Here is a 12,071-nt window from a genome sequence, read left to right on the forward strand (position 1 = left end):
TGAGGAGCATGAAGGTTCTCGTGCTGGGCTCAGGCGCCCGCGAACATGCCATCGTCGCCGGTCTGATCCGCGATCCGCAGGTTGATGCCGTCATCGCCGCCCCCGGCAACCCGGGCATCTCACTCATGTGCGAAACCCGCCCCGTCGAGGCCACCGATCCGGCCGCCGTCACGGCGCTCGCCCAAGAGCTCGACGCCGACCTCGTCGTCATCGGCCCCGAGGCCCCGCTCGTCGCCGGTGTCGCCGATGCGCTGCGCGAGGCTTCCTTCCCGGTCTTCGGTCCCAGCGGTGAGGCCGCCGTGCTGGAGGGTTCGAAGGCGTTCGCCAAGGAGATCATGGCCGCAGCCGGTGTGCCCACCGCCGAGGCGGTCGCCGCCACCGACGAAGACGAAGCCGCTGCTGCCCTCGACCGGTTCGGCGCCCCCTACGTCGTCAAGGCCGACGGGCTGGCCGCCGGCAAGGGCGTTGTCGTCACCGACGACCGCGATGCGGCACTGACCCACGCCCGCTCGTGTCTGTCGGTTGCCGACCGGGTCGTCATCGAGGACTACCTCGACGGCCCCGAGGTGTCCCTGTTCGTGCTCTGCGACGGCGCCACCGCTGTCCCGCTCGAACCGGCCCAGGACTTCAAGCGGATCGACGACGGCGACACCGGCCCGAACACCGGCGGGATGGGCGCCTACTCCCCGCTGCCGTGGGCCCCGCCCGAGCTCGTCGACGAGATCGTCACGACCGTCGCCCAGCCGGTCGTCGACGAGATGGCCCGCCGCGGCACCCCGTTCTCCGGACTCCTGTACTGCGGGCTGGCGCTCACCGCCAAGGGGCTCAAGGTTCTGGAGTTCAATGTGCGCTTCGGCGACCCGGAGACCCAATCGGTCCTCGCCCGCCTGGAGACCCCGCTCAGCACCGCACTCATGGCCGCCGCCACCGGCACACTCGCTGAGCTGCCGCCACTGCAGTGGTCGTCTGAGGCGTCGGTCACCGTCGTCATGGCCGCTGCCGGCTACCCCGAGGCACCGGTCACCGGCACCCCGATCACCGGCCTGAGAGAAGCCGCCGGCCAGGACGGGGTGATGGTCCTGCATGCGGGAACCACCGCCTCGGACACGGCAGGCCAGCTGGCCACCAGCGGCGGGCGCGTGCTGTCCGTCGTCGCCAACGCCCCGACACTGGCCGAGGCCCGCGAGCGCGCCTACGCCGCGACCGCGCTCATCAGCTGGGAGGGTGAACAGCACCGGTCCGACATCGCCGCCGCGGCGGCCGCCGGCCAGATCACGATCCCGTCCACCACCGACTAGCACCACCGACTGAGGAGGTCCGCCATGAGCACCGACGCACCGCAGAGCCTGCCGGGCTGGCAGCACGTGTACTCCGGCAAGGTCCGCGACATGTACGTGCCCGCAGACGGCCCGGCAGAACTGACAGGCGCGAAGCGCGTGCTGCTCGTGGCCAGCGACCGGATCTCCGCCTACGACTACGTGCTCGACACCCCGATCCCGGACAAGGGCGCGGTGCTCACCGGGCTGAGCCTGTGGTGGTTCGACCAGCTCGCCGAGGTCATCGGCAACCACGTCACCTCCACCGACGTTCCCGAGGCGGTGGCCGGCCGCGCGATGGTCTGCCGGCCTCTGGACATGTTCCCGGTCGAATGCGTGGCCCGCGGGTACCTCACCGGTTCAGGCCTGAAGGACTACGAGCGCACCGGCGCCGTGTGCGGTGTCTCCCTGCCGGCTGGGCTGCGGGAGGCCGACAAGCTGACGCCGGCGATCTTCACGCCGGCCACCAAGGCTGAGCTCGGTGATCACGATGAGAACATCAGCTTCGACAAGACCGTCGAACTGCTCGGTGAGGACGACGCCGAGCTTCTGCGCGATATCACCTTGCGCATCTACACCCGGGCTGAGGAGATCGCCCGGGAGCGCGGCATCATCCTGGCCGATACGAAGTTCGAGTTCGGCCGGGACGCTGACGGCCGGGTGCTGCTCGCCGATGAGGTGCTGACCCCGGACTCCTCCCGGTTCTGGGACGCCGAAAGCTACACGCCGGGTCAGGTGCAGGCCAGTTTCGACAAGCAGTTCGTCCGCGACTGGCTCACCGGCCCGGACTCCGGGTGGGACAAGGACTCCGGCCAGCAGCCGCCGGCCCTGCCTGAGGAGATCGTCGCCAAGACCCGGCAGCGCTACATCGACGCCTTCGAACGGATCACCGGCGAGACCTTCCCCGGCTGAGCCCGGTTCAGTCCGCTGACGCGTCGACCTCCGGGGTGCGCATCCACTCACGCTGCCCGTGGGTGAGCTGCCGCAGGTCCGTATCCGAGTCGAAGCTCGCCCCGATCGCACCGGCGAACAGCCCGAGCGCGGCGGACAGCCACGCGAGTTCGACGTAGTCGTTCCACTCCGTCTCATCGCCGAGCACATCGGCCATGAATTGGGCGTCGATGACGATGAGCGACGACAGCAGAATGACGACGAAGAGGATGAGGTAGACGAGCGTCACCCCGACGAGCAGCGTCATCACCGTCGAGAAGTTGTACAGCACCGTCACCGCAGCCAGGGATTCGCGCTTCGGCTTGTCCCACAGCCGGTGGCCGAAGATGAGCCAGGTCGCCACGAGCGTGATGGCCAGCAGCCCGATGAGGATGAGCCGGGCGGTCGGCAGGTAGTCGGCCATCTGCCAGATCGAGTTGTAGAAGATGCCGAACGCGCCGGCGGCCGCCGCGGCTGCGAGCGCACTCGAAAGCTTCGGCACCGCCTTCCACGGCTCGTTGGCCATGATCATACCCAGGGCCATGCGCGGCCCGCCGGTGAAGGTGTGGGCGTGCAACAGGTGCTCGCGACCCTCCTGGTCATACGTCCACGTCGACCACCTGAAACCGGAGGAGGACCGCCCGTGCGAGCCCCCGTCGAGCATATGCTTCACCGAGGCCGTCATCGTCGCCACGAGCCGTCCGGCCCGCGCCCACATACCGAAGGTCGGCAGTGAGATGACGGCGATCGCCAGATCGGTGAACACCTCGGCAATGAGCGGATAGCCGCGGGTGTGGCGCGGGATCTCGGTGAGAAACACCGTGGCATGAGCCGGTTCGGTCAGCTCGGCGAGCTCCTCGGCGGCCTCCATGTCGAGTTCGAACTCCGGGGTCAGGCGCAGGGTCGCGCTGCGCACCTCGACGCTGACCTCCTGACCGAGCTCGCGGGCCAGGCGCTCGGCGAGCTCGTCCTTGGCGGCTTCGGCCCGCTTGGTCGGGGTGCCGGGATCGGCGATGAGCACGACCCGGTCGAATGTCGTCGGCAGCTGTGGTGCGGCAGACATGGCCACCCGCCCTTCCGGCCGCGTCGTCGGCGGCAGAGACTGTGCGATTCGCGGTCACGCTACCAGAGGCTGCCCGGGCTGGTCGCGCTGTTAGGATGAGACTGCTGAACAGACGGCTGCCGGTCAGCCGCGCACATCGCATAAGGAGAACGTGGACATGGCACGTGTCGTCGTCGAGGTCATGCCGAAGCCGGAGATCCTCGATCCGCAGGGCAAGGCGATCAGCTCGGGCCTGACCCGGCTGGGATTCGACGGGTTCACCGATGTCCGTCAGGGCAAGCGCTTCGAGCTCACCGTCGAGGGCGAGGTGACCGATGCGGTGCTGACCGAGGTGCGCGATGCGGCTGAGAAGCTGCTGTCGAATCCCGTCATCGAGAACGTCGTCGCCGTGCGCGCCGAGGAGGACCCCGGCACCGAGGCAGGTGCCCGGTGACCGACCGCAGCGCCTACACTGCCGGCGGCCCGCTCATCGGCGCCCCCACCTCGTCTGCGGCGACTCCCGGCGCTGCCGGCGCCCGGGTCGGCGTCGTCACCTTCCCCGGCACCCTCGACGACCGGGATGCTGCACGCGCCGTCACCCTGGCCGGGGCGGAGGCGGTGCGCCTGTGGCATGCCGATGAGTCCCTGTCCGGGGTCGATGCGGTGATCCTGCCCGGCGGGTTCTCCTACGGCGACTACCTGCGCTGCGGTGCGATCGCCCGCTTCGCCCCGATCATGGATGCCGTCATCGCAGCAGCCGAGGGCGGGATGCCGGTGCTCGGCATCTGCAACGGCTTCCAGGTGCTGTGCGAGGCCCATCTGCTGCCCGGGGCGCTCGTGCGCAACGACTCCCAGCAGTTCGTATGCCGGGACCAGAAGCTGCGCATCGAGAACGCTGAGACCGCCTGGACCTCGGATTTCACCGCAGGTCAGGAGATCGTCATCCCGCTCAAGAACGGCGAAGGCGGCTATATGGCTGATGACGCCGCACTCGACATGCTCGAAGGTGAGGGCCGGGTTGTGGCCCGCTACCTGGAGGTCAACCCGAACGGCTCACGCAACGACATCGCCGGCATCACCGATGCGAGCGGCCGGATCGTCGGACTCATGCCGCACCCCGAACACGCCGTCGAAGCCGGCTATGGCCCGGACACCGCCGCCGGCATGCGCACCGGCCTTGACGGCCAGGGCTTCTTCACCTCGGTCATCTCCGCACTCGTCAACGCATGAGGCCGCCCTGCGGCGGTCTGCCTGCCGAGCCGGCACCGGAACGCTAGAGTTGTGAGCATGACTGAAACGCTGCAGGATCTCGTCAACCGTGCCGTGTTCCTCTCCGCCGAGATGCAGGCCGCCTTCGGCCGCCGGATCGCCGATGCCGACTGGGAAGTCGACTTCGCCGCCGACCCGCCGACGCTGCGCTTCACCGGCGAGCAGCCGCTGGAGGTGCGCGCCCACATGCTCGGCAGCGAATCGCAGCAGACTTCGACCTGGCATTGGGGCTGGGACAACATCAACGACTTCCCCGCTCCTGTCGTCGACCTCTCGCATGCGGTGCGCCGACACGGTGCCGCGCATGAGCTGGGCGAACTCACCACCGAAGAGATCGACCTGAGTGAGGAGCTGGCGCTGCGGCTGACGCTGGCGGCGAAGACGATCACCGGCCTGTGGGCGCACTACCCGGTCGATGCCGGCGGCGGTTCGGTCGTGTGGCTGCTCGTCGAGCATCCGGAGCTCACGCTCGGTCAGCCTGCGATCCGCGATCTCGTCCGCTCACTGGCCCAGGGCCTGACCGAGACCGAGGTGACCGATCACCGGGCGGCGCTCATCGCCTACGCCGAGCAGCGCGGCTTCCCGCTGGTCGAGCTGCCCGCGGGCGGCCTGCGCCTGCTGGCAGCCGACGGCAGCGCCGATGTCACCTTCGACGAGCAGAACCGCATCACCAACTGCGCTCTGCATCAGCCGCTCGAGGGCGAGGCCGCCGAGCAGTTCGCCGGCCGCAGTTCGACACCCGCCACCACGCCCGCCCCTGCGGTCGAGGGACCGGTTCCCGCCCCGGCACCGGAGCCCGCGCCCGAGGCGGGCGAGCCCGAACCTGCCCCGGCACCTGCCGAACCGGTCGCCGAACCCGAACCGGCACCGGAACCTGCAACGGCGCCTGAACCGGCACCGGAGCCTGTCGCCCCGACTCCGGCAGCCGAAGAGCCTGCTCCCGCACCCGAGCCGGAGAAGAAGGAGAAGCCGAAGAAGAAGAGCTTCTTCAAGAAGCTCTTCGGCGGTTAACGACGACTATTGAACGAACGTCGTAATGCAATAGTCCAATATTCATGAGTTTCACCTGAGTGAACGGTCTCAGAACTCTTGAAAATGATGCATGACACCTCATCGCCTGTGGCGTCGAATTCGCATTGGCGTAAGCATGGCCACACCAACCGAGTAGCCCACATGCGAGAGGACAATGACATGCACATGATAAAAAAGCCGACCGGTGCACTCTTCACGGCCGCTGCTCTGGTGGCATCGCTGACGAGCACCCTGCCGGCATACGCAGATACCCAGGTGAAGCAGAACGCTGATGTGAGCACGGTCAGCCAGACTCCATCGGCAGATGGGCCGGGCAACGATTCGAAAGTCACGTCTGCCGAGGGTTTGAGCGACGAGCTCATCGACAAATACGACCCGTATGTCAGCCAGAACGACAAAGGCACCTACTCACTCTCCCTTCCCACAGGAAAGACATTTCCCGAATCAGAGGTGGAACTTGTAGAGAAGGCGATTGAGAAGACGAATTCCGAGGTCGAAAAGATCTCGTCTTCGGCTGAAGCCACACAAGCCGACGATGGCAATCTCGTCGTTCAGAAATCCCATGGAGGATTCAAATCCCATTGGTGGGGATTCGAGGTGTGGCTCGACAATTACGCAGTGGGAAAGGTCCAGAAGATGCTCGCCGCAGGCGCTGGGGTCAGTGGTCTGGCCGCAGCGATCATGTCGTGGACCGGCGTCGGCGGCGGCGTTGCCGGAGTGATCGCCGGAGCATTCGCCGCAGCCGGTGGAATCGCCGAGCTGTGCAACTGGTCCGACAAGGGAATCTCCATCAAGCGGCCGCACGTCGGCCCGGTCGTCTGCTGGCCGCGGTGAACGACGATCCGTCTGCGCCCACTGACGTGGGCCCAAGCACTGAAGGACGACACACATGAAAATCGGATACGCACTGTCCATTGTCCTGTCAGTCCTCGGTCTCGCGGTGCTGTTCGGTGACGGCTTCGGACTCACCGAGCACTCCTTTGAGGCCGCCCTGGGGCTGATAGTGGTCTCCCTGATGCTCACCTTCTGGCAGCGTTCACGCGATCGGCGTGATCCCCAGCGGCATCCCCGCCCCGGAGATCAGGCGGCCTGAGGCCAGTACGCGCCGCTGCCCGACTCCTGTTGTGCTCGGCGAGCCGACGATGACATGGTGAATGCCTGACCCCTGCAGCTGAGAGGAGATGCTGATGAGACATCTGGGATACCTGGCCGCCGTCGCCGCGGCAGTCCTCGGCCTTGTCGTGCTGTTCACCGGCGGCTTCGGACTCACAGAGCACTCCGTTGAAGCCGCTGTGGGACTCATCGTGCTCTCCCTGGCGATCACTCTCTGGCAGCGCTCACGCGATCAGCGGACAGCAGGACGACGACCATGAGCTCCCGACGCAAGGCCAGCCCCGGCACACTCATGACAGCCGGCCTGCTCGTCATGGTCGGCCTGCTGCTGGTGCGCGAATTCGTTCCCGAGGGCCCGATCGCCATCGCCGCGCTCGTCATCGGGCTCGTCGCCCTCCTCATCATCATCCCTGCCTACCTGCGGGCACTGCTGAGCAAACGACGCGAGCGCTGACGAGACCGGCTGCTGATCCCGGGGTCAGCGCGGTTGACTCAAGCCCGCCCCTTTGCCGGAACTGATGGCGCTGGGACCGGCGCCACCGCCTCGGCAGCGGCGCACGCACCGCAGTACGGGTGCCGGCCGGCATCGGTGCAGTCCTGGCAGCGCAGGAACTGCTTCCGGCAGGACTCATCAGCGCAGTTGACGAACAGCGGGGTCGGCTCATCGCACTCCCGGCAGCGGCCCAGCGACTCGGCCCCGGAGCCGAACTCCATGTGCATGCGTTTGTCGAAGACGTACAGCGAACCGTCCCACAGCCCGGAGTTGCCGAAGGTCTCGCCGTAGCGGACGATCCCGCCGTCGAGCTGGTAGACCTCTTCGAAGCCGCGGTTCTTCATGAGTACCGAGAGGATCTCACAGCGGATCCCGCCGGTGCAGTAGGTGACGATCGGCTTGTCTTTGAACTCGTCGTAAGCGCCGGATTCGATCTCGGCGATGAAGTCACGGGTGGTGTCCGTGTTCGGGATGACGGCGTTCTTGAACCGGCCGATCTCGGCTTCCATCGCATTGCGGCCGTCGAAGAAGACGACATCGTCTCCGCGTTCATTCATGAGCTTGTGCAGCTGGCCGGGCCCCAGGCGCACTCCCCCGCCCTGCACGCCGTCCTCGGTGACCGTGACCTCATCGGGGTTGCCGAAGGTCACCAGCTCTGGGCGGACCTTGACGCTCAGGCGCGGGAAGTCATCGCCGGTGCCGTTCGACCACTTGATGTCGGCCGTGCGGAAGGGCGCGTAGCTCTTCGTCGTGCGCACGTACTGCTTGACGTCGTGGATCTCACCGCCGACGGTGGCGTTGATGCCGTCAGCGGAGATGATAATGCGGCCCTTGAGGTTGTGGCGCTCGCACAGCGCATGCTGCCACAGGCGCACCGCCTCGGGGTCGGCCAGCGGGGTGAAGACGTAGAACAGGACGATCTTGGATACGGACATAGCCACATTCTAATTCGCAGCTCAGTACGGCGGCGGCGAGGCCGGAGCCGGGCGGACCGGCACGGAGACCTGCGTATCGAAGCGCGTGCTCGCCATTCTGCGCTCAGCGTGCGCGACGATGTCAAGCAGGTCCCGGGCGATATGCCCACGGATGCCTCTGCCGACAGCCAGACTGTCAGTGATCCCAGCCGCGCTGAGCTGCTGCAGGGCTCTGCGCACCGATGGCACCGAGGCACCCGTCAGCTGCTCGGCGATGCGCTGGGTGAGAATCGGAGTGCGGGGCAGCAGCTCGAGGAGCTTCCACACGACAGCATCGCTGCGTGGGCGCCGGTCCAGCTGTGAATCGAGCGCCTCATGGTAGTCGTCGAGCACACTCTGCACCTCCTGCATGAACCGCTCCGCTTGGCTGACGGCTGCATCTGCTGCGGTGATGAAGAAGGCCAGCCACGTGTTCACTCCTGCGCTGATGTCGAGCTCGGCGGGAGGCTCGGCGCCGGTCATCGAAGCACCCGGCGGAGTCGCCCGGTAAGCCGTCAGGCCGTCGATGTACTGTTGCTGCCATGTCATGAGCACCTGGCTGATGGGCAGCACAGCTCCAGAGGTCAGTCCCCGCCGCGTGAGCACCGTGTGGATGAGGGCGCGTCCGATCCGTCCATTGCCGTCTGCGAAGGGGTGCAGCGTTTCGAACTGTGCGTGAGCCAGTCCCGCTTGGATGAGACCGCCTGTGGCTGCCCCGTTGATGAACGCCATGAGATCCTCCAGCGCCTGCGGCAAGACCTCTGGCTTCGGCGGGATGAACTCGGCCTCGCCCGGGTGGACCGCCGATCCTCCCAGCCAGTTCTGACTCTCACGCAGCCCCAGCTGACTGAAGCCGGGCAGCAGCTGTCGCTGCAGCTCTTCGAGATCGCTCCACGTCACTGCTTCAGCACTGCCGAGAGTGTCGACAGCCGCCACGACTGCAGCGATGTTGCCTGCCACCTCGGCCGCCTGATGACCAAAGCCGCTGAGAGCGTCCTGCGAGCTGAGTTCGGCGAGCACCACGTTCTTCACCGAGGGACTAACTCCCTCGATGCGGGAGCTGGCGACGGCTTCGCTGCGGATGAGGAATCGGGCGATTCCCTCGAACGCCCCGGCTGCCTCCGAGTCGCCGATGGCACGAATCCGTCGTTCGACGTGCGCTGCCTGGACTGCGAGTTCCGCGTCGATCCGCCAGTCTGCACCGGATGTCAGGGACATCGGCACGAAGGTCCAGTAGCTGCCCGCCCATCTCTCGCGACGAGACCGCGCCGCTGCCGACGGGGTCCATGTGTCTGCGTCCCAGCGCATCATCGCGTCAGCCTTTCATTCCTCGCCCTCGGATAGAAACTTTAGACTCTATCCTTTCATTCGCCATAGGTCTATTGAAAGCTTTCTACCTATCCTTTCACCCACCCGCCGACCCCTCTCATGCCAGCCTGGCCACTGCCTCGGGCGCGGTTTGAAGATAGGATGTCGAGTGGGATTTCACGAAAGGACCACACGAGGCGTATGTCTGACAAGCACGTCAAGGAGACCGTCGAGTTCGCAGCAGCGAACCCCGACGTCGAGCAGCCCTACGCGGAGCTGGGACTCAAGGCCAATGAGTATGAGCAGATCCGCGAGATCCTCGGGCGCCGGCCGACCTCCGCGGAGCTGGCGATGTACTCGGTGATGTGGTCCGAGCACTGCTCGTACAAGTCCTCGAAGGTCCACCTGCGCAAGTTCGGCGAGCACGTCACCGATGAGATGCGTGAGCATCTGCTCGTCGGCATGGGTGAGAATGCCGGCGTCGTCGACATCGGCGAGGGCTGGGCGGTGACCTTCAAGGTCGAGTCCCACAACTCGCCCTCCTACGTCGAGCCCTACCAGGGGGCGGCCACCGGAGTCGGCGGCATCGTGCGCGACATCATCTCGATGGGCGCCCGCCCGGTCGCAGTGCTCGACCAGCTGCGCTTCGGTGAGATCTCCCACCCTGACACCGCCCGCGTCGTCCACGGCGTCGTCGCCGGCATCGGCGGCTACGGCAACTGCCTCGGCCTGCCCAACATCGGCGGTGAGACCTGGTTCGACCCCTCCTATCAGGGCAACCCGCTCGTCAACGCGCTGGCTGTGGGCGTCATGAAGCATGAGGACATCCGCCTGGCCAATGCCTCGGGCGTGGGCAACAAGGTCGTGCTCTTCGGCGCCCGCACCGGAGGCGACGGCATCGGCGGCGCTTCGATCCTCGCCTCGGAGTCGTTCGACGACACGAAGCCCTCGAAGCGCCCGGCTGTGCAGGTCGGCGACCCGTTCGCCGAGAAGGTCCTCATCGAATGCTGCCTGGAGCTGTTCGCCGCAGGTGTCGTCGAGGGCATCCAGGACCTGGGTGCCGCCGGCATCTCGTGTGCGACCTCGGAGCTGGCCTCCAACGGTGAGGGCGGCATGCACGTCAAGCTCGACGATGTGCTGCTGCGCGACCCGTCGCTGACGCCGGAGGAGATCCTCATGTCGGAGTCGCAGGAGCGGATGATGGCCGTGGTGACCCCGGAGAAGCTCGACGAGTTCCTCGCGATCACCGGCAAGTGGGAGGTCGAGTCGTCTGTGCTCGGCGAGGTCACCGACACCGGCCGGCTCGTCATCGAATGGCACGGCGATGTCATCGTCGACGTGCCCCCGCGCTCGGTCGCCCACGACGGGCCCGTCTACGAGCGCCCCTTCACCGAACCGTCCTGGCAGGCCGAGACCCGCGCCAACACCGTCGAGGCCGCCGGACTGGCGAAGCCGCAGTCCGATGAGGAGCTGCGCGCCACACTGCTTGAGCTGCTCGGCTCCCCGAACCTGTGTTCGAAGGACTGGATCACCGGCCAGTTCGACCGCTACGTGCAGGGCAACACGGCGCTGGCCTACCCCGATGATGCCGGCGTCATCCGCATCGACGAGGAGTCCGGCCTGGGTGTGGCGATCGCCACCGATGCCAACGGCCGCTACTGCTTCCTTGAGCCGTCCGAGGGTGCGAAGCTCGCCCTCGCCGAGGCGTACCGCAACGTCGCCACCTCCGGCGCCCGTCCGATGGCCGTCAGCGACTGCCTCAACTTCGGCTCCCCTGAGGACCCGGAGATCATGTGGCAGTTCGCCGAGGCGATCGACGGCCTCGCCCACGCCTGCGAGGATCTTGCTGTGCCGGTCACCGGCGGCAACGTCTCGCTGTACAACCAGACCGGACAGACCGCGATCTACCCGACCCCGGTCGTCGGTGTGCTCGGCGTCTTCGACGATGTCTCCCGCCGCAGCCCCTCGGGCTGGCGGGATGCCGGCCAGACGATCTACCTGCTCGGTGAGACCGCAGCTGAGCTCGACGGCTCAGTGTGGGCCGATGTGGTGCACGGCCACCTCGGCGGTGTGCCGCCGAAGTACCGGCCGGAAGCCGAGCGCGAGCTGGCCGACATCCTCATCAACGCCTCCCGCGACGGCATGATCGATGCCGCCCACGACCTGTCCGAAGGCGGGCTGGCTCAGGCGCTGGCCGAGGCGGTTCTGCGGTTCGGCACCGGCGCGCGGGTGTGGCTGGATGAGGTGTGCGACCGCGATGGCATCGACCTGTTCACGGCGCTGTTCTCCGAGTCGACGGCGCGTGCGATCGTCGCGGTGCCGCGCTCCGAGGAGGTGCGGTTCACCGATATGTGCACCGCTAGGAAGTTCCCGTTCGCCCGCATCGGCGTGACCGACACCGGCGAGGACGGCAACGCCACCCTCGAACTCGTCGACCACTTCACGATCCCCGTGGCCGAGCTGCGCGAGACCCACGAGGCGACGCTGCTGAAGCACTTCGGGTGAGCGTGACGCCAGACTGCCGCCTGGCGAGCAGATCGGATTCACCGCCGTCGTCACCGACGGCACCGCCACGGTCGGCTGACGCATCCACCGTTTTTGTGCTGCGTTGAGGG

The 12,071-nt window shown here is 66.9% G+C and carries 13 protein-coding genes; 10 read left to right on the top strand and 3 right to left on the bottom strand.

The annotated features are described in order from the left end of the window. Positions 1-8 precede the first annotated feature (8 nt). Positions 9-1,298 (top strand): phosphoribosylamine--glycine ligase, encoded by a 1,290-nt coding sequence (gene purD / locus B4E96_RS05665; RefSeq protein ID WP_286956711.1) that lies wholly within the window; start codon positions 9-11, stop codon positions 1,296-1,298. A 24-nt stretch (positions 1,299-1,322) separates the two neighbouring features. Beyond that, positions 1,323-2,228 carry a phosphoribosylaminoimidazolesuccinocarboxamide synthase gene (locus tag B4E96_RS05670; protein WP_286956712.1) on the top strand — a complete coding sequence of 302 codons (906 nt, stop codon included), beginning with the start codon at positions 1,323-1,325 and terminating at the stop codon, positions 2,226-2,228. Between the two features lie 7 nt (positions 2,229-2,235). Here B4E96_RS05670 and B4E96_RS05675 read toward each other — a convergent pair whose 3' ends face one another. Next, complete coding sequence (locus B4E96_RS05675; RefSeq protein ID WP_286956713.1) at positions 2,236-3,309, bottom strand: hypothetical protein; 1,074 nt, start codon at positions 3,307-3,309, stop codon at positions 2,236-2,238. A 157-nt stretch (positions 3,310-3,466) separates the two neighbouring features. On the opposite strand from B4E96_RS05675, the gene purS reads away from it, so the two are divergent. From purS to B4E96_RS05710, 7 genes are all read left to right on the top strand, one after another. Continuing rightward, the gene (purS, locus tag B4E96_RS05680; RefSeq protein ID WP_102162103.1) at positions 3,467-3,742 is read left to right on the top strand and encodes a phosphoribosylformylglycinamidine synthase subunit PurS; all 276 of its coding nucleotides are present in this window, start codon (positions 3,467-3,469) and stop codon (positions 3,740-3,742) included. A 35-nt stretch (positions 3,743-3,777) separates the two neighbouring features. Next, positions 3,778-4,518: a phosphoribosylformylglycinamidine synthase subunit PurQ gene (gene purQ / locus B4E96_RS05685; protein WP_102162161.1), complete on the top strand. Its 741-nt coding sequence runs from the start codon at positions 3,778-3,780 to the stop codon at positions 4,516-4,518. A 57-nt stretch (positions 4,519-4,575) separates the two neighbouring features. Then, on the top strand, positions 4,576-5,568 hold the full coding sequence (locus B4E96_RS05690) for a DUF6882 domain-containing protein (protein WP_286956714.1): 993 nt from the start codon (positions 4,576-4,578) through the stop codon (positions 5,566-5,568). Positions 5,569-5,748: 180 nt separating this feature from the next. Then, the gene (locus tag B4E96_RS05695) at positions 5,749-6,423 is read left to right on the top strand and encodes a hypothetical protein (RefSeq protein ID WP_286956715.1); all 675 of its coding nucleotides are present in this window, start codon (positions 5,749-5,751) and stop codon (positions 6,421-6,423) included. A 55-nt stretch (positions 6,424-6,478) separates the two neighbouring features. Beyond that, positions 6,479-6,682, top strand: a complete 204-nt coding sequence (locus B4E96_RS05700) for a hypothetical protein (RefSeq protein ID WP_102162106.1) — start codon at positions 6,479-6,481, stop codon at positions 6,680-6,682. Positions 6,683-6,776: 94 nt separating this feature from the next. After that, complete coding sequence (locus B4E96_RS05705) at positions 6,777-6,962, top strand: hypothetical protein (RefSeq protein WP_102162107.1); 186 nt, start codon at positions 6,777-6,779, stop codon at positions 6,960-6,962. After that, positions 6,959-7,156 carry a hypothetical protein gene (locus tag B4E96_RS05710; protein WP_102162108.1) on the top strand — a complete coding sequence of 66 codons (198 nt, stop codon included), beginning with the start codon at positions 6,959-6,961 and terminating at the stop codon, positions 7,154-7,156. The genes B4E96_RS05705 and B4E96_RS05710 overlap by 4 nt, the downstream gene beginning before the upstream one ends. Positions 7,157-7,194: 38 nt before the next feature. Here B4E96_RS05710 and B4E96_RS05715 read toward each other — a convergent pair whose 3' ends face one another. Together B4E96_RS05715 and B4E96_RS05720 are read right to left on the bottom strand one after the other, a co-directional pair. Next, positions 7,195-8,130, bottom strand: coding sequence for a rhodanese-related sulfurtransferase (locus B4E96_RS05715; protein WP_286956716.1), 936 nt, complete (start codon positions 8,128-8,130; stop codon positions 7,195-7,197). A gap of 21 nt (positions 8,131-8,151) precedes the next feature. Continuing rightward, positions 8,152-9,366 (bottom strand): Fic family protein, encoded by a 1,215-nt coding sequence (locus B4E96_RS05720; protein ID WP_286956718.1) that lies wholly within the window; start codon positions 9,364-9,366, stop codon positions 8,152-8,154. 291 nt (positions 9,367-9,657) lie between these two features. Here B4E96_RS05720 and purL point away from each other — a divergent pair, with 291 nt between their 5' ends. Beyond that, complete coding sequence (gene purL, locus B4E96_RS05725) at positions 9,658-11,961, top strand: phosphoribosylformylglycinamidine synthase subunit PurL (RefSeq protein WP_102162111.1); 2,304 nt, start codon at positions 9,658-9,660, stop codon at positions 11,959-11,961. Positions 11,962-12,071: the final 110 nt, after the last annotated feature.

The organism is Brevibacterium sp. UBA7493, assembly GCF_002479565.1.
Lineage (GTDB): Bacteria > Actinomycetota > Actinomycetes > Actinomycetales > Brevibacteriaceae > Brevibacterium > Brevibacterium luteolum.

Excerpts from the sequence above, each read along its gene's own strand:
- B4E96_RS05705 (WP_102162107.1), top strand. The coding sequence starts at position 6,777 with ATGAGACATCTGGGATACCTGGCCGCCGTCGCCGCGGCAGTCCTCGGC.
- purL (WP_102162111.1), top strand. The coding sequence starts at position 9,658 with ATGTCTGACAAGCACGTCAAGGAGACCGTCGAGTTCGCAGCAGCGAAC.
- B4E96_RS05670 (WP_286956712.1), top strand. The coding sequence starts at position 1,323 with ATGAGCACCGACGCACCGCAGAGCCTGCCGGGCTGGCAGCACGTGTAC.
- B4E96_RS05710 (WP_102162108.1), top strand. The coding sequence starts at position 6,959 with ATGAGCTCCCGACGCAAGGCCAGCCCCGGCACACTCATGACAGCCGGC.
- B4E96_RS05715 (WP_286956716.1), bottom strand. The coding sequence starts at position 8,130 with ATGTCCGTATCCAAGATCGTCCTGTTCTACGTCTTCACCCCGCTGGCC.
- B4E96_RS05690 (WP_286956714.1), top strand. The coding sequence starts at position 4,576 with ATGACTGAAACGCTGCAGGATCTCGTCAACCGTGCCGTGTTCCTCTCC.
- B4E96_RS05720 (WP_286956718.1), bottom strand. The coding sequence starts at position 9,366 with ATGTCCCTGACATCCGGTGCAGACTGGCGGATCGACGCGGAACTCGCA.
- purD (WP_286956711.1), top strand. The coding sequence starts at position 9 with ATGAAGGTTCTCGTGCTGGGCTCAGGCGCCCGCGAACATGCCATCGTC.
- B4E96_RS05675 (WP_286956713.1), bottom strand. The coding sequence starts at position 3,309 with ATGTCTGCCGCACCACAGCTGCCGACGACATTCGACCGGGTCGTGCTC.
- B4E96_RS05695 (WP_286956715.1), top strand. The coding sequence starts at position 5,749 with ATGCACATGATAAAAAAGCCGACCGGTGCACTCTTCACGGCCGCTGCT.
- B4E96_RS05700 (WP_102162106.1), top strand. The coding sequence starts at position 6,479 with ATGAAAATCGGATACGCACTGTCCATTGTCCTGTCAGTCCTCGGTCTC.
- purS (WP_102162103.1), top strand. The coding sequence starts at position 3,467 with ATGGCACGTGTCGTCGTCGAGGTCATGCCGAAGCCGGAGATCCTCGAT.